The organism is Maribacter chungangensis (assembly GCF_042676845.1).
GTDB classification, from domain to species: domain Bacteria; phylum Bacteroidota; class Bacteroidia; order Flavobacteriales; family Flavobacteriaceae; genus Maribacter; species Maribacter chungangensis.
Window position 1 is genome coordinate 262,173 of sequence record NZ_JBHTHY010000014.1, and the last position, 17,715, is coordinate 279,887.

The 17,715-nt window shown below is 41.1% G+C and carries 14 protein-coding genes; 2 read left to right on the forward strand and 12 right to left on the reverse strand.

The features are described from left to right. Positions 1–6: 6 nt before the first annotated feature. Positions 7–849: a pseudouridine synthase gene (locus ACFQZJ_RS15435; RefSeq protein ID WP_379935772.1), complete on the reverse strand. Its 843-nt coding sequence runs from the start codon at positions 847–849 to the stop codon at positions 7–9. 128 nt (positions 850–977) lie between these two features. On the opposite strand from ACFQZJ_RS15435, the gene ACFQZJ_RS15440 reads away from it, so the two are divergent. Beyond that, positions 978–3,770 (forward strand): alpha/beta hydrolase family protein, encoded by a 2,793-nt coding sequence (locus ACFQZJ_RS15440; RefSeq protein ID WP_379935773.1) that lies wholly within the window; start codon positions 978–980, stop codon positions 3,768–3,770. A gap of 6 nt (positions 3,771–3,776) precedes the next feature. On the opposite strand, the gene ACFQZJ_RS15445 is transcribed toward ACFQZJ_RS15440, so the two are convergent. The 4 genes from ACFQZJ_RS15445 to ACFQZJ_RS15460 all read right to left on the reverse strand — a co-directional run bounded on the left by ACFQZJ_RS15445 (position 3,777) and on the right by ACFQZJ_RS15460 (position 7,822). Beyond that, positions 3,777–4,730, reverse strand: a complete 954-nt coding sequence (locus ACFQZJ_RS15445) for a carbon-nitrogen hydrolase family protein (protein WP_379935774.1) — start codon at positions 4,728–4,730, stop codon at positions 3,777–3,779. After that, complete coding sequence (locus ACFQZJ_RS15450; RefSeq protein WP_379935775.1) at positions 4,730–5,635, reverse strand: geranylgeranylglycerol-phosphate geranylgeranyltransferase; 906 nt, start codon at positions 5,633–5,635, stop codon at positions 4,730–4,732. The genes ACFQZJ_RS15445 and ACFQZJ_RS15450 overlap by 1 nt, the downstream gene beginning before the upstream one ends. Positions 5,636–5,652: 17 nt before the next feature. Continuing rightward, positions 5,653–6,591 (reverse strand): mevalonate kinase family protein, encoded by a 939-nt coding sequence (locus ACFQZJ_RS15455; RefSeq protein ID WP_379936123.1) that lies wholly within the window; start codon positions 6,589–6,591, stop codon positions 5,653–5,655. A gap of 136 nt (positions 6,592–6,727) precedes the next feature. Further along, on the reverse strand, positions 6,728–7,822 hold the full coding sequence (locus ACFQZJ_RS15460) for a diphosphomevalonate/mevalonate 3,5-bisphosphate decarboxylase family protein (protein ID WP_379935776.1): 1,095 nt from the start codon (positions 7,820–7,822) through the stop codon (positions 6,728–6,730). A gap of 238 nt (positions 7,823–8,060) precedes the next feature. Between ACFQZJ_RS15460 and ACFQZJ_RS15465 the strand changes: the two genes are divergently transcribed. After that, positions 8,061–8,534, forward strand: coding sequence for a TspO/MBR family protein (locus tag ACFQZJ_RS15465; RefSeq protein ID WP_379935777.1), 474 nt, complete (start codon positions 8,061–8,063; stop codon positions 8,532–8,534). 165 nt (positions 8,535–8,699) lie between these two features. Here the strand turns inward: ACFQZJ_RS15465 and ACFQZJ_RS15470 are convergent, their stop codons facing one another. The 7 genes from ACFQZJ_RS15470 to ACFQZJ_RS15500 form a co-directional block, all read right to left on the reverse strand. Beyond that, complete coding sequence (locus ACFQZJ_RS15470) at positions 8,700–9,236, reverse strand: DUF1697 domain-containing protein (RefSeq protein ID WP_379935778.1); 537 nt, start codon at positions 9,234–9,236, stop codon at positions 8,700–8,702. Between the two features lie 5 nt (positions 9,237–9,241). Further along, on the reverse strand, positions 9,242–10,519 hold the full coding sequence (locus tag ACFQZJ_RS15475; protein ID WP_379935779.1) for a BaiN/RdsA family NAD(P)/FAD-dependent oxidoreductase: 1,278 nt from the start codon (positions 10,517–10,519) through the stop codon (positions 9,242–9,244). Continuing rightward, the gene (locus tag ACFQZJ_RS15480) at positions 10,519–11,262 is read right to left on the reverse strand and encodes a glycerophosphodiester phosphodiesterase (RefSeq protein ID WP_379935780.1); all 744 of its coding nucleotides are present in this window, start codon (positions 11,260–11,262) and stop codon (positions 10,519–10,521) included. Before ACFQZJ_RS15480 ends, ACFQZJ_RS15475 begins: the two co-directional genes overlap by 1 nt. A gap of 2 nt (positions 11,263–11,264) precedes the next feature. Then, positions 11,265–13,133 carry an alpha-amylase family protein gene (locus ACFQZJ_RS15485; protein WP_379935781.1) on the reverse strand — a complete coding sequence of 623 codons (1,869 nt, stop codon included), beginning with the start codon at positions 13,131–13,133 and terminating at the stop codon, positions 11,265–11,267. Positions 13,134–13,417: 284 nt separating this feature from the next. Further along, positions 13,418–15,709, reverse strand: a complete 2,292-nt coding sequence (locus ACFQZJ_RS15490) for a glycoside hydrolase family 65 protein (RefSeq protein ID WP_379935782.1) — start codon at positions 15,707–15,709, stop codon at positions 13,418–13,420. A 244-nt stretch (positions 15,710–15,953) separates the two neighbouring features. After that, on the reverse strand, positions 15,954–16,616 hold the full coding sequence (pgmB, locus tag ACFQZJ_RS15495; RefSeq protein WP_379935783.1) for a beta-phosphoglucomutase: 663 nt from the start codon (positions 16,614–16,616) through the stop codon (positions 15,954–15,956). A gap of 11 nt (positions 16,617–16,627) precedes the next feature. Then, complete coding sequence (locus ACFQZJ_RS15500) at positions 16,628–17,650, reverse strand: LacI family DNA-binding transcriptional regulator (protein ID WP_379935784.1); 1,023 nt, start codon at positions 17,648–17,650, stop codon at positions 16,628–16,630. Positions 17,651–17,715: the final 65 nt, after the last annotated feature.

A 17,715-nucleotide genomic window follows, 5' to 3' on the forward strand; every position in this document is an offset into this window, starting at 1 on the left:
ATAACCCTATTTGACCATATTAAAATTGATAACCTCTTGTTCGGTCAAAAAACGCCAGTGACCTCTCGGAAGATCTTTTTTGGTTAATCCGCCGTACACTACACGATCCAACTTTACAATCTTATAATCAAGTTGATTAAAAAGACGTTCCAGGATTTTGGCACGGGAACTAAAGATTTCAATTCCTACTTCGCGCTTTGGTGCATTGTCGATATAACTGATATCCTGCACACGTACTACCTTTTCGTCTACCATAACGCCTTCCTTTATTTTCTGAAGGTCCGCAGCGATCAAATCGCGGTCCAATACCAAATGGTAAATTTTACGTAATCCGTTGATAGGACTTTTTAAACGTTTGGTCAGGTCTCCATCATTGGTGAACAACAACAGCCCGGTATCCTCTTTTTCCAATTTATCTACCGGCAACAACTTGGATTTGGATGCGTTGGATATTAAACCTGAGACATGTCTTTTTCCTTTTTCGTCCCTAATAGTGGTACTAAAATCCTTGGGTTTGTTCAATACCACATATTCCTTTTTAATGGGATTCAATAGTCGACCATCGAACTTTACCTCATCCGTTAATTTCACCTTATAACCCATTTCGGTTATCGGTTTCCCGTTCACGGTAATATTCCCGGCAGCTATATAAATATCGGCGTCCCGTCTGGAGCATACGCCGGAATTGGCCACATATTTGTTTAAACGGATGGAATTGGGGTCGGAGGCTTGTTTGGGCGCAGTGCTCCTTTTAATGGGTGCATTGCCTCTTGCATAGCTGTTCTTCTTAAAATTACCGCCCTGTCTGCCCGACGCTTTTTTACGCCTGTTGGAATCGTCCCTACTCATAGTACTCATATTTAATGCAAAGGTAGGAAAGCGTTCCATATCAAATTGGAATTGTATGTTTTAAATCGATTTTCGGCATCCTACTTACTTTATTTAATGGCTATATTTAAAAAATTATAAAAACTGTTATGCTTAAACATTCATTTTTACTTTTTGTTGGATTGATGTCCTTATCTGTATTTGCCCAAAAAAAGGTATTGGACCATACCGATTACGAACTATGGAATACCATTCAAAACCCAATGATTTCCTCCAATGGATCTTATGTACTTTACCTACTGGAACAAGGAGAAAAGGATGCGACCCTTATGGTGAAGGATACTAAAGGAAAACTGATTTTTGAGCATGAGCGAAGCAAAAAAGCAGCGTTTACCTATAATTCCGACTTTGTACTGTTCACCATTACCGCTTGGAAGGACAGTATACGTGCCATGAAAAGCAGAAAAATCAAAAAGGCAGACCTCCCAAAAGATTCCTTGGGCATATTAAATCTAAAGACCAACGAACTGACAAAAATCGCCCAAGTAAAGTCTTACCATTTACCTGAAAAATGGTCGGGCTATGTGGCCTATTATCTGGACGAAATTAAAGAGGAAAAGAAAAAAGACACCCTTACCGATGGAAAGGAAAAGAATAAAAAACCAAAAAAAGAAGATAAAAAAAACGGCTACCACCTCGTGTTACGAAATTTGAACACTAACGAACAGGACACCTTGCACTACGTAACGGATTTTGCTTTCGCCAAAGAAAGAAAATCGCTAGCCTACGCCACCACCGGTAAACAAAAAGAAGATGATGCATCCGTAGGTATTCTAGATATCGAATCCCAAACCCGTACGCAGGTGCATAGTGCCAAAAAGGCCAAGTACTTTAACCTAAGCCTTAGCGATTCCGGAAAACATTTGGGTTTTGTTGCGGATACCGATACCACAAAAGTACAGATACGCCCCAATGGACTTTACCGGTGGACAAAAGGAAATGAAAAAGCGACTAAACTACTAGATGCTCCCAGTGTTCCAAAAGGCTACATGGTATCTTCCTATGGTGCTATCGAATTCTCCAAGGACGAATCCAAACTTTTCTTTGGATTGGCAACACCGCCAATTATAAAAGATACTACACTTACAGAGGACGAAATCGTAAAGGTGGAAGTATGGACCTACGACGAACCAAGGTTATATACCGTACAGGAATTGCAGTTAAAAAACGATACCATTGCCTCCTACCACGCCGTTGTGCATCTGGACAACAACAAGGTAATACCCTTGGCAAGTACCGACTTTCCCAATACGGAACTGGGCGATGAAGGCAATGCCAATTATGCGCTAACAAACACCACTTTACCGCACGAACTGGAAAGTCAGTGGACAGGAAGACGGGACAACGATTATAAACTGGTAAGTACCGCAACAGGAGAGACCCTGCTCTCCCTCACAAAAGTACCGCGATTGGGATTAAGCCCAAAAGCACAATATGCCTACGGCTATAACCGCGTAGACAGCACATGGGTAACCTATTCCTTACCGGACGGTAGCTTCACGGCCTTAACAAAGGGCAAACAATTTTTTAATGAAGAAAACGACTACCCTAATTTTCCATCATCCTATGGGTCGGCCGGATGGACAGAAAATGACGACCATCTGATTCTCTATGACCGCTATGATATCTGGCAATTTGACCCAAAGACAGGTACAGGCACGAAACTAACATCGGGCAGGGAGCGTAAAACGGTATATCGGTATATTTCCTTGGATGAAGAACTGCGTTATATCCCTTCCGATAAAAAATGGTTGCTGAGTACATTTAATGAAGAAACAAAAGACGCCGGATACGCCCAGTACCATCCTAAAACCAAAAAAACAAAGGTTCTGGTATCCGGTCCATATCGGTATTCCCAGCCCATAAAAGCAAAACAAGATGACGCCCTCTTGTACACCCGAGAATCCTTTATCGAATTTCCAGATCTACGATTATCCGACCTAAACTTTAAAAAATCACTGAAATTAAGTGATGCCAACCCACAACAAAAAGACTACAACTGGGGCACCATAGCACTCGTGAAATGGATTTCCTTGGATGGCAGGGAACTGACCGGTATGTTGGTAAAACCAGAAAATTTTGATCCGAACAAAACCTATCCCATGCTGGTCAACTTTTACGAAAAAAGCTCGAACGGACTTCATAGGCACCGTGCACCCAAGGCGGAACGTTCTTCCATTAACTACAGTTTTTACACGAGCCGGGGCTATGTTATCTTTAATCCGGACGTTCATTATCGCGTGGGTTATCCTGGTGAAAGTGCCTTTAATGCGGTCATACCCGGTGTCACTTCCATTATTGAAAAAGGTTTTATTGACAAAGACAATATTGGCGTACAAGGCCATAGCTGGGGCGGTTACCAAATTGCCTATTTAGTGACCAAAACCGATATTTTTAAAGCAGCGGAATCCGGAGCGCCCGTACCCAACATGATCAGTGCCTACGGCGGTATTAGATGGTGGACAGGGTTGAGCCGACAGTTCCAGTACGAACATACCCAAAGCAGAATAGGCGGTACCCCTTGGGAATACCCTGCCCGATACGTGGAGAACTCCCCTATTTTTAATATCGACAAAATAAATACCCCATTATTGATCATGCATAACGATGCGGACGGACATGTGCCTTGGTACCAAGGTATTGAATTTTTTGTGAGTTTGCGTAGGTTAGGAAAACCCTCTTGGTTCTTAAACTATAATGGCGAACCGCATTGGCCCTTAAAACTCCAGAACAGAAAGGATTTTAATATTAGAATGGCGCAATTCTTTGATTATTATCTAAAAGGAGAGCCAAAACCCATGTGGATGGAGCGGGGCGTACCACCTATGGAAAAGGGGGTACAACAGGGGTATGAGTTGATACCAACAGGAAGCGAAAGGTAAATTGGCCTACTTATCCTTGAATCTTACCGTAGACTGCCGTTCCCTATTCACGGTCAATTGGGTAATATCCGGTCGGGAATAGTGTCCTACGGCATCAAAATTCTGGCGTTCTTCGTATATACGGTTGAAATCTAAAGTATGGTAAAATAATCCTTCTTTACCTATAATGGGTTCCACCAGCCATTCCCCATCGGGGGCCGCAATGCAAGACCCCCCGTTAGCTAATACATCCGGAGCGGCTGCTAGGAGCTTTTCCAAATGGGGAGTTCCTTCTGGGAAATCCTCTTTTTTCATTAGTGATGAAACCGAAAGTACATAACTACGGGATTCTCTTGCAATAAATCTGGTAATATCCTTCGTATTATGCTCGCTTCCGGGCCACACTGCGACGTGTAAATTTTCTCCTTGACCGTAAAGCGCAGCCCTGGGTAAGGGCATCCAATTTTCCCAACAATTGAGTCCGCCTACCGTAAACTGCTTTAAGGGGTGCACTTGAAGCCCGTTACCATCGCCTGGAGCCCAGGTCAGGCGTTCATCGTACGTAGGCTGTAATTTTCTGTGTACCGATTTAATTTCGCCGTTTTGATCAATATAAACCAAAGACGCATAAATACTATGACCGCCCCGGTCTTTGGGACGTTCCATTATTCCAATATATATTGCAATAGTATGTTGGCGGGCCAAGGTGCACAAACGATCTAATTCCCCTGCTTCGATCTGCACCGAATTCCTAACATAATGGGCATGAAGTTCCTTATTCACCTTTAAATCCCATTTTGCGCCATCCGTTAAGGCCAACCAAAAGGGATAACCGGGCAATAGGGCTTCTCCAAATACCACTAACTCGGCTTTTTGGGCGGCCGCATCCGAAACCGAAGCTTCTATTTTTAATAGGGTGGCTTTCTTATCCAACCAAACGGGAGAAATTTGTGCCAAGGCTACTTTAAGTATATTGTCCATTATAAAATACGATTTAACACCAGATCCACATCGATCAATAAAATTCCAAAAACTCCGGACACGATAATAAACTTCAAGATATTATGCAGCCAAATATAATGTGCCTTGGTGGTCGCTTTTGGCAATAAACTCAAAAAAAGTAGTAATAGTGCGACACAGCCCTTGAAAAAATAGTCCATATACCCTATTTCAAATCTAAAGATAAGTAATAGAGAAGGTATTAAAGTAAGTACTATCAATATACTTATCGCAACCTTGGAAACCTTTGGTCCGTACATAATAGGAATAGTCCTATAGTTCTGAGCCAAATCCCCCGGTATATTCTCCAAGTCCTTAATCATTTCTCGTGCCAATATCAATAAAAACAGAAATACGGCATGAACAAAAATGACCGGTTCAAAATTCTTGTAGTAGACAAACACAACAAAAAATGGGGTAATAGCCAACATGGCCGAAACAAAATTACCCAAGAACGGTACTTTCTTTAGTTTATGCGAATAAAACCAAATACCAAAGATATACGTGGAGAAAAACAATACCGCACGAAAGGAAACATAACTTGCTAAAAAGACCGCAACAAAGTTTAGAACGAAATACGTACTAAGTTTAAACCGCTGACTCACCAAACGATCCAACATGCTTTTGGTAGGTTTATTGATCAAATCTTTCTCCGCATCGTAAAAATTATTGATGATATAACCACTGGCAATGACCAAAGTAGAAACGAGTACGAGCAGAAACAAGTTAATGTCCAATACAACCTCCCGTAGCGGCAAATTGGGTGCAAGTATATAAATGGATGCCAAATACTGTGCAAGCGCAATGACCAAAACATTGTAACCGCGAACAACGGAAAACAGACTCAGCACCTTTAACAGCAAGAGTTTGTTTTTTCTATTAAGCATGTTGGGTGTGGGTATCGCTAAAAATTATAGACCACCTCTAATTGGTAGTCCTTAAGTGCGGATTTAGCCTTATCTATATCTTCTGTAAAACCAAGGATATAACCACCACCTCCGGAGCCACAAAGCTTAAGGTAATAGTCGTTGGAATCGATACCTTGCTTCCAAAGTTCATGGAACTTGGCGGGAATCATGGGTTTAAAGTTATCCAAGACCACATTGGAGAGTTGCTTTAAGTTACCGAACAAGGATTTCACATTTCCGTTAACAAAATCCTCTACACAAGCATCGGTGTGTTTTATAAACTGATTTTTCAGCATGTTCCTAAAACCTTCGTTTTTCATTTGCTCCATGAACAATTGCACCATGGGAGCAGTTTCGCCCGTTGCGCCACTGTCCAATAAAAATACGGCACCCCTACCCTGGGTATGCTGTGAAGGAATGTTGGCAGACTCTATATTGTCTTGCGAATTGATCAATATGGGCAAGCTTAGATAGCTGTTCAAAGGATCCAGACCAGAAGATTTTCCGTGAAAAAAAGATTCCATCTTGCCAAAAATCGCCTTTAGGGACAATAACTTCTCCCTAGTAAGATTTTCCAAAACCGTTATTTTATCGTTGGCATATTTATCATATATAGCAGCTACCAAAGCACCGCTGCTACCAACACCGTAGCCTTGCGGTATGGAACTGTCAAAATACATACCATTGGCAACATCGGCCGCTAAACGTTCATTATCAAAAGTGACCAAGTTTGGCTCATCTTTGGCCAACTGCTTTAAATACGTTGCAAAAGAAGCGAGGCTTTCGTTAGATTTTTTGGCTACTGTAGAGGTATTGTTGTCGCACTTTAAAGCACCGTTATAAAAGTTATAGGGAATCGATAGCCCTTTGGAATCTTTTATGATTCCATACTCGCCAAATAATAATATTTTAGAATAAAATAAAGGTCCTTTCATGGTAGTAACTTCGTCTGAACTGCTCACGCTAATGATATAAAGATAAATACTGTTTAACAAAGTTTGCGCTTTTTTATACAAAAAGACAACTTTATTAGTTCTTTAGTGGCTCTAAAACGTCCTTTTTTAGATTTAATTATGATTCTTGAGGTAAAAACCGTGCCCCAAAACCAATTTGATCGCAAATATACTGTTGGTTTTGACAGAACGCAATCAACTCATCAACAATAAATTGAAGTACTTCCTCCTTTTCATTTTCCGGATATAGTACATGCACATTGGCACCCGCATCCAAGGTAAAGGAAACATGGGTTTTACTGCGCTCCCTAAACGCCCATATTCTATTAATTATCTCTAGGGTATTAGGCTTCATCAATATAAAGTAAGGATGGCTCGTCATCATCATGGCATGTAAGGTCAAGGCCTCGCTCTCCACAATTTTAATGAACGTATCCAAATCCCCCTCTTTAAAAACCTTTTTCAGTTTTGAAAGGTTATCGTGTGCTTGGGAAAAACGCTGTTCGGCAAACGGATGTCCGTGCATTAAGTCATGCCCTATAGTACTGCTCACTTGTTTCTCACCTTTATCGACCAATAATATAGTATCCTGATACTTTTTAAAGACCGTATGCACCTCATGTGGGTATTTTACACCGTACAGGTCAGAACTCTCTTTGGTATTCTCATGCACCCCCCATTGCACCAAATCCCCCTCCAAGCTTCTGCACGCGCTTCCGGAACCCAACCGTGCCAAAAAAGAAGCTTTTTTGGTCAAAAATTCGCCGGACATATTTGGATTCAACTCTTTTTCCAATTGCATCAAACACAGTGCTAGGGCAGACATACCGCTAGCCGAAGACGCAATTCCACTGCTATGCGGAAACGAGTTGGACGTTTCAATTTTAAAATGATACTCCTTAAGAAAAGGAAGATATTGTTCAATACGCTTAAAAAAGGTTTCGATCTTAGGTCTGAAATCTGGCTTGGGCTGTCCCTCAAAAAACAAATCGAAAGAAAAATCAGGGGAGGTTTTCGACAGCTTATCGTACGTAACAAAAGTAGTGGTGGCGCAGGCGTCCAAAGTAAAACTAATAGATGGATTCGCCGGAATCTGATTTTCCTTCTTCCCCCAGTATTTCACCAAAGCTATATTGCTAGGAGATCTATAACCTACTTTTCCTGTTGTTTTCTGGTGGGTATATGCTGAGGGAACAAAATCTTTTTCGGTCATTAAAAATCAGTTTTGTGCAAAGATAGTTTTTAAGCGATTCAAATAAAAGGTATTACACCCAACGCAAGCCCTGAGTCCAAAAAATAAGATGTAAACTTTAAATGAGTACTTGGACCAATAGTACGCCCTAAAAGCGGAAAATAATGCAACTTGCGATTCTAAGCACGCCATACGCCATCTTAAAATGGAGTTTCACTACTAAAAATAAATCCCTATTTTAGGCAAAAACCGCCACACCTTGAAAAGAAAACTTACGTACATCGCTATTAGCGTTTCTATCTGTCTCATTATTGGTTTTCTTGCCAGCGTAGCCACCCAGAGTTCGGTGAATACATGGTTTACTACCCTTAACAAGCCCAGTTTTAATCCGCCAAGTTGGCTTTTTGCACCGGTATGGACCGTACTCTATATTCTCATGGGAATTTCTGCAGGTTGGGTATGGGCCAAGGGCTTTCATCACAAATGGGTAAAAACAGGCCTGTACCATTTTGGCTTTCAATTGCTTTTAAACGCCTTATGGAGTATTGCTTTTTTTGGCTTGAGAAATCCGTTTTTGGCCTTACTGGTCATCATCTCACTTTTAGTAATGCTATCCCTAACGATACGATGGTTCTACGTAGTTAGTCGAGTAGCTGCATTACTTCTTGTACCTTATTTACTCTGGATATGTTTTGCTACAGCATTAAATTATAAGATTTGGGAGATGAATTGACGGAGGAAGGTTCAAGGTTCAAGGTGAGATACGATACATATTTTATGGGCAAGAAACAAAATAAGTTTTGGTTGCTCACAACGTTTAACATGACATGTGGTTTATTCCATGGACCATAGCTGTTCCGTATCTGTATACGATAGTACGTTGGCAAATTTCAAACCATCAAAGTAAGGCCAGCACTTTTTGCATTGTTCTATAATTCCTGGCCGTAGCGGTCACTTGTAACTTGGATTCAACAAGAGTGTTGTTAAGTCTGGCTTTGCCATAACCATTTAGACATAACAGATGAACACAGTTTTCTGTAGTTTTAAACTCTTCGTTGGCAAAACTGAGCCCATTAAAAACCTTTAATAATTCTTGGGCCGGCGGTTCAAACAACAGTACAAAATATGTTTCGTTCATACTGATGTGCACTTCACGATTATACGGACTCTGGGATAAAATAAGTGCTGTTTGTTTTTTGGTCATTACTAAGACCGGAACACTAAAACCAAAAGTGTTTTCTATGGTCTTTCCAATAGTTTCGCTAATTAGATCGGTAGAACGCATCTCACTTTCAAATACTATGTTTCCACTTTGGATATACGTTCTGACATTTTTAAAACCAGCATTTTCTAAGGCCAATCGTAATACCGACATTGGCATCCTGTTCTTACCTCCAACATTTATGCCTCTTAAAAAAGCAATAAAGGTATTCATCTAACTTACTGCTTTTCTTTTTCGCTTTTGATTATCCCCTTTGCGGCCAAATAGCCTCCTGTCCAAGCATTTTGGAAATTGAAACCGCCGGTAATCGCATCCACATCAATAATTTCGCCCGCAAAAAACAATTGTGGCAAGCGTTTACTTTCGTAGGTCTTAAAATTGATCTCTTTCAGTGCCACTCCGCCGGCTGTCACAAATTCTTCCTTAAAGGTACTTTTTCCACTTACCTGAAAGACACATTTTGTAAGTTGATCGACTAGCTGCTGCAGCTGTAGTTTAGAAACTTCGGGCCATGTTTCCTTCTCGCTTATTCCTGCGGCGTTCACCAGGTTTTTCCAAAGACGTTTGGGCACATCCAAAACCTTGGTACGCAGTACGGTCTTGCGTTCCACTTCCTTTACTTCCATAAACAGGTCCAATAATCCGTTTGGATGATATTCAGGAGCCCAATTCACTGAAATTTTAAATTGGTAATTATATTTTTTTAACAACAGCGCTCCCCAAGCCGATAGTTTTAAGATTGCAGGACCGCTCATTCCCCAATGGGTAATCAATACAGGTCCTTCTGAAAACAACACACCTTCCTTTACTTCTTTAGATCTAAGTTTTTGATGCTGCATCTTTTTGTCCAGAACAGTGACCTCGGCCAAAGTACTTAGCCCAGGAATATCGGCGATACGCTTATCGGAAATATTAAAAGTAAACAAGGAGGGAGCCGGTGGAACTATGGTATGACCCAATTGCTGTACTAGTTTCCAAATTTTTGGATTGCTTCCCGTGGCCATGACTACGTAGCGAGCCTTAAAAGTTTTTTCATGTGCTTGCACCTCCCAGAAAACTTCGTTGTCATTTTTCACTAGCTGTATACCTGTCACCGAACAACGGGTATGTAGCTCCACCCCCAAGCGATCAGCCTCCGATGTAAAACAATCTATAATGGTCTGGGAAGAATCACTGGCAGGAAACATTCGGCCATCGTCCTCTATTTTAAGAGCAATGCCCCTTTTTTCAAAAAAGCCCACGGTATCGCCACTGGCATAGGAATGAAAAGGCCCTAAAAGCTCTTTTTCTCCCCTGGGGTAATTTGTGCTTAGTTCTTTGGGATCAAACTGTGCATGGGTTACGTTACAACGGCCACCGCCAGAAATCTTTACTTTGGTAAGCACTTCTTTACCCCGTTCCAAAATAGCTGTTTTTAGATTTGGCAGATCCTCCGCTATGTGTATGGCAGCATAAAACCCAGCAGCTCCGCCACCTATGACCAGTACATCGTACATTACTGTACGCGTTCCGGAAAGTTGGTAATAATGCCATCTACACCCAGTTCTTTCATCGCTTTAATATCCTCGGGCTCGTTAACGGTCCAGGTGTAAATCTTAAAACCTGCATCCTTAATTTTCTTGGTTACCTCAGCATCCAAGTTTTCAAAATATGGGTTTATGGCAACAGCGTTCAACTCTTTGGCAACATCTAAGGCTTCTATGGGATTTCCCTCCGTAAGAACAGCGATATCCACAGTTTCGTTATACTTGCGCATGGCCCTTAGTTCATCCCAATTAAAACTGGAGATGATAAAGTTCTCGGGTGACCAACCTCGAGATTCTGTATAAAACTTAATTGTATGATTCACCTTATCGGCAGTATTTGCCCCTTTAAGTTCAATATTGAGCGCTACTTTATTATCTATCAATTTTAAAACATCTTGAAGCATCGGTATTTTGTGGCCACCATCCAATATTAATCGGCTTAAATCCGAAATATTATACTCCTCAATATTTCCAGGGCCGTTTGTAAGTCGATCTACGGTCTTGTCATGAAAAACTACTACTTCCCCACTTTGTATTTTAAACACATCGATTTCTATCATATCCACACCAAGGTCCAGTGCTTTCTGAACGGATGCCAAGGTATTTTCGGTTTCGTGCCCCATTGCACCTCTATGACCAATGACCAAAGGTTTATTCATATCACAGGAATTAAAAAGAACAATTATGGCTAAGGGAATAATTTTTTTGAACATGTTTATTCTAATTTTAATGTAAAGATAAATGATTCTAGAGGATGAAGGGCAACCGCAATATGTCCTTCACCATTTTGTACCAGTAAGAGTTTCTCGGAACCATAAAGACCGTCTACCACTACATAATCTCCATCTTTAAGTTTCCATTCTTGAATAATTTCTTTCGGAATTCTTAAATCCAGCGCATATCTTTTTTCGCTATCGAAGTTAGAAATTACTACGGTCTTTTCATTTTCTATCCATCGCACGTATGAAAAGACACGATGATCATAACCCGCAGTATGCTCTTTGTTGTAAAAGTGAATTTCTTGATATTCTCCCATTAAAGCATCGCTACCAATGGTAAAGTTCAATAACCGTTTGTAAAAGTCCCGTAAAAGGGTTTCCTCCCTTGTAAGTTGGCCGCCATCAAACTTTTTGTCGTTTACCCATCGCTGAAAACTGGGCACCCCGATATAATCGAAAATAGAGGTTCTGGACGGACTCCCAAATCCTGCATGTTCCGCAGCAGGCTCTCCTGTTTCCTGGCCAAAATAAAGCATTGTAGGTGCGGTGGTAGAAGTTGCGGAAACCACCATGGCCGGCATTCCTTTTTTGGCGTCACCGGCAAATTCCGGACTAGCAATTCGTTGCTCGTCATGATTTTCCAGAAAATGCAACATATTATGTTCAATATCCTGTAGCCCATCCAATACTTTAGGGATATGGTCCGTCCATCCATGGCCCTGCATAATATGTTTTATGCTGTCGTACAATTCTACCTTATCATAGAGGTAGTCCATTTTTCCCTTATGGATGTATTCTCTGTACAAACCTGGATTATAGACCTCTGCCAGTAAAAAAGCTTCCGGATTTTTTGTTTTGATGGCAGAGTTCATATAGCTCCAAAACTCCACAGGAACCATTTCTGCCATGTCGTAACGAAAACCATCTACGCCAAAATCAATCCAATACAGAGCAATATCCTTGAATTTGTTCCAAGAATCGGGTACCTCCTTACCCTTCCAAAACTCAAAATGAGCCTGTACGTCCCTATTCCAAAAATCTTGAGGAAGTTGTTCAAAATCCAAAGTACCATCTGGCCGAACGCCATAATTAATTTTTACCGTTTCATACCAATCGTTCATATCCGGCTGTGACAATCTAGAACCGTTCCCCGTCCATTTTGCGGGTACTTCTGTAAAGGTGCCGTTGGCCAAGGCATTGTTTTCTCCACCTAAGGGCGCATATCCGTCGCGCCACTGCGGAACCTTAAAAGAACTCCCCGGTATATAGTAAAAATTATTGTCCTTATGATAGGCTACCGCGGTATCATCATTGGCACCAAAATCCGACACTCCTATTGGATTGGTACGTCCTTCATAACCACGCGCCACATGATTGGGAACAATGTCTATAATGACTTTCATGCCCTGCTCGTGCGTCCTATTTATAAGGGCCTTAAACTCTTCCAGCCTATTTTCCGGATTAACGGCAAGGTCGGGATTCACGTTATAATAATCCTTAACCGCATAGGGAGAGCCTGCCCTACCCTTTACTACGTCCGGATCGTCGTTTGAAATACCGTATTGGGTATAATCATTGATTACTGCGTGATGCGGAACGCCTGTGTACCATATATGCGTGATGCCTAAATCTTTAATTTCCTTTAACGCCTTGGTAGTGAAATCATTAAACTTACCAACTCCGTTCTCCTCAATGGTACCCCAAGGTTTATTAGTGGTATTTGTGTTTCCGAACAAACGTGTAAACACTTGGTACACGACGATTTTTCTGTTTTTTTTATTTTCTATGTCCATTGGTATCCTTTCTTTCAGGTTAGGTGTGCAACAAAAACCCAATAGCAAAAGTACAATGTAATAGTTCTTCATAAGGCGAAGTGATTTTTTTGTTATGTTTTTAATTCCGAAACATAAACTTCCAAAAAGTATCCGATTTGTACGCTCTCCCATTTGGACGATAGTAACCGCTTTACATCTGTCCTATTATACCCCGTCCAATTTATAAAATCAATCCCTTCTAAGGCGCACCATTCGCCGTTAAGCCGATATCAAATGTCTCTAAATATTGACTTTAAACCTTAAACAACCCTTTGCTTTACACCTTGAACTCTCACATGGCCAAACCTTGAACCTTACATCTTGAAACTTTGTTCTTAAACCGGTTTCAACACCTTGCGCTCGCCGTTCACACGAATGGACATACCTTCCTGGCCACCCTCCAAAACAAACGTCGCACCCTCCTGTGTTACGGTCACCTTTAAAATTCGATTTCTAAAATTGACCTTAAAGGAATAGGTTTTCCATTGTTTGGGTATTTGGGGCGTAAAGGAAAGCTTATCGTCCAACACCCTCATTCCGCCAAAACCTTCAACAATGCTCATCCAGGTACCGGCCATAGAGGTAATGTGCAAACCCTCTTCCACCTCTTTATTGTAATCGTCCAGATCTAAACGGCTAGTGCGCAGGTAAAACCGGTATGCTTGTTCCATCCTCCCTAACTTTGCTGCCTGTATACTATGTACGCAGGGCGACAAAGAAGATTCATGTACGGTAAACGGTTCGTAGAAATCAAAATGCCTTTCTAGGGATTCTGTAGTGAAATCATCCTCAAAGAAGTAAAATCCTTGCAACACATCTGCTTGCTTAATATAAGGTGAACGGAGGATACGGTCCCAGCTCCATTTCTGATTGATGGGCCTTGCCGTTTTTGGCAAATCGGCCACTTTTACAAGTTCTTTGTCCAAGAAACCATCTTGTTGCAGGTATACCTGATGCTTTTCCGAGAATGGAAAATAAAGATTATCCGCTACCTCTTTCCACGCTTCACACTCTACATCCGTTAATTTTGTTTTTCCGATTATCCGACCGTAATCGTCCGAATATCCATCTTTGACCTTGTTCAACTGCTCCAAGGTATACTCAATACACCATTTTGCGATGTAGTTCGTATACCAGTTGTTGTTGACATTGTTTTCATATTCGTTGGGGCCCGTTACACCGAGCATCACAAATTTCCCTTTTTCTTCGGAAAAATTGACGCGCTGATGCCAAAATCTGGATATTCCAATAAGTACTTCTAATCCCATTTCAGGTATATAACTGTAATCACTGGTATATCTATAATAATTAAAGATTGCAAAAGCGATGGCACCGTTCCTGTGTATTTCCTCGAACGTAATTTCCCACTCGTTATGACATTCCTCGCCGTTCATGGTAACCATGGGATACAAGGCCGCTCCATTGGAAAATCCTAATTTTTGTGCATTTTCGATTGCTTTTTCTAAATGATTATATCGGTACTTCAGTAATTTTCTGGCCACAACATGATCTTTGGTGGCCATATAAAAAGGAAGGCAATAGGCCTCCGTATCCCAATAGGTGCTCCCACCATATTTTTCTCCCGTAAAACCTTTGGGACCAATATTCAATCTAGAGTCCGTTCCTAGATAGGTCTGATTGAGCTGAAATATATTGAAACGTATTCCCTGTTGGGCTTTAACATCGCCTTCTATGACAATATCGCTCATGTGCCAAATAGCGTCCCATGCCTCTTTCTGTTTTTTCAACAAGGCATCAAAACCCAAGGCAACGGCTTTGTCCAAAACCGAGTTTGCAGCTGCCACTAGTTTATCGGATCTATGGTTGCGCGAAACAGTGTATCCTCCAAATTTGGTCAAGGTAACTGTTTCCTTTGCTTCTACTTTCTGAGTAAAGGTAAACGAAACAGTAGTGTCCGTTTGATTGACCAAACCTTCGGAAACCAAGTTGCCCTTATACTCCAAAAAGGCCTGCATATAGGTACAGGTCTCAAATTTGGTCTTCATTGTATGTGCTTCGATAAAGGCACGGTTTTCGGTAGCACTTACCTTGGTAGTATTCCAGAATTTATCGTCCCAGTTACTGTCCTCATTGGTGATACCACTGTCCAAATAAGGCGCAAAGACAATTTCCGCATCAGAATTTACAGCTGTAACACTGTAGGATATAGCACCTAATTCGTCAAGTTCCAAACTTAAAAAACGTAATGTTTCCACTTCAACTACTATTCCGTTGGCAAGCGTCGTCACAAAGCTTCTTTTGTACCAGCCTTCTTGCATATTTAGCTCCCTCCGAAAATTAGAAACGGTTTTACACGTGTTCAAATCTAAGGTCTCACCATTTACGTACACCGCTATACCTATCCAGTTTGGTGCGTTCAACACTTTGGCGAAATATTCCGGATATCCGTTTTTCCACCACCCCACACGCGTTTTATCAGGATAGTAGACCCCCGCAATGTAACTCCCCTGAAAGGTTTTTCCGGTATACGTTTCCTCAAAATTGGCCCGTTGCCCCATGGCACCATTTCCGATACTAAAAAGACTCTCGGAAGATTTTACACGCTCCGCATCAAAACCCTCTTCAATGATGGACCAATTGTCCGCTTTTATATAATCTTGATTCATTCAAAAACTCTTATAATCGTTGTTCTTATTTTTTTCTTGGCTATGCTTTATTTTTTTTCGCTATCCCCTTTGAATCCCGAACAATCGGGAGGGAGAACGAATCCGCCTTTGGCGGAGAAAGTGGGGTTTTATCCACAAACTAACCCACGTACTCCTTGGCTTATACTACTGTACGGCAAAACTGTACGTGGGCGAACCCTCCGTCCGAAAGTGGACACCTCCCTTGATATCAAGGGAGGAACTTTTAAACCTCGTACGTAACCAAAGTCTGCAAAAATTCAGTATCCATTTCCGTAAAATCAGCAAAATTATAGTTTGCTTCGGATAAAATTTTAGCATCCCCGATACCAATACTGATCATCCCCGCTGCATTCGCCGCTTGTATACCTGCAAGTGCATCTTCAAAAACGACACAATCCGATGGGTTTACCCCTAGACTTCTGGCTGCAATCAGAAAAACTTCGGGATCAGGCTTCGCTTTTGTTACGTTGTTCCCATCTACAATGGTATCAAAATAAGATAGGAGTCCCACTTTCTCCAAAATAGGACGCGCATTTTTGCTTGCAGAACCTAGGGCTATGGGAATTTGCCTATCCTTGAGAAAGTCTAAGACCCTGGGAACATCCGGTAAAATCTCCGAAGCGTTCATATTTTCGATGTATGCCAAATAATCCTCATTTTTATCCACCATCCACGCATCAAACTGTTCTTGGGTTGCGTTGATATTTCCAATATCCAACAAAATCTCCAAGCATCGTTTTCTGCTTACGCCTTTAAAAAGTTCGTTCTGTTGATGGGTAAACTCAAACCCTAATTCATTAGCAAGCTTCTTCCAAGCCAGGTAATGATATTTGGCGGTATCGACAATAACACCGTCCAAATCGAAAATAAATCCAATGCTACGCATTTATCCTATAATTAATTGATTGTTGACTTCCTTCTAATAATGGTAGCCTGTATAACTTCTGTAGTAAAAACTTCGTCTTCTTCGTTAAAATCGTTCTCTATTTTTTCTATGAGCAATTTTGCGGCCAACGCTCCCATCTTATCCCCATGTTGTGCCACGGTGGTTAATTTAGGAACCGAATACTTGGACAAAATACCATCGGTAAAGCCAATAACAGATAAATCCGTTGGGATATTTAAACCTATACCTTGTGCCGCACTAAGGCAATGCACACCAAATATTTCGTTTACGGTAAGCACGGCATTAATGTTATTCTTTTTCAAGAAAGAACCCACCCCGTCTATTTCTTTGTTATAAGGTAGTCTAAGAATATGGTTTTCATCAACGGTGATATTACTTTCCCGCAATGCCCTCTTGTATCCTTGTTCCCTGGCGTTACTTACACTAAAAAAACTATCCGTGGTGAGCAGGGCAATTCGTTTTCTCCCTTCATTGATCAGGCTCATGGTTGCCTCATAAGAAATTTGCTCATCGTTGAGTACTACCTTATCACAGGCTATTTCATCTGTAACCCTATCAAAGAGTACTAACGGCATACCTTGATCCATCACCTCTCTAAGGTGGCGAAAATCCTTTTTCAACTGTGTTTCGCCTGCCAAAGCCATTATAAAACCGTCTATACTGCCATTGGCCAACATTTCCATATTTACGACCTCGCGATCAAAGGATTCGTCCGATACACAGACTATGACATTATATCCGCGTTGATTCGCATAATGTTCAATTCCCCTAAAAACCGTAGTAAAAAAATGATGTACGATATCCGGTATAATGACCCCAATATTCTTTGTTCGCTTATTTTTTAGACTAACCGCAATGTTGTTGGGCTTGTAATTATATAGTTTCGCGAACGCCTGTACCTTATCCTTGGTATCCTCACTAATCTCACTACTCCCTTTTAGTGCTTTTGATACCGTTGAAATTGACACGTCCAATTCCCTGGCAATATGCTTTAAAGTTATTTTTCTTCTCAAGACAGAAGGTATGAATTAAACTATGATTCTTTTTAAACTGTCAATTTAACGACTAAAATCCAAAA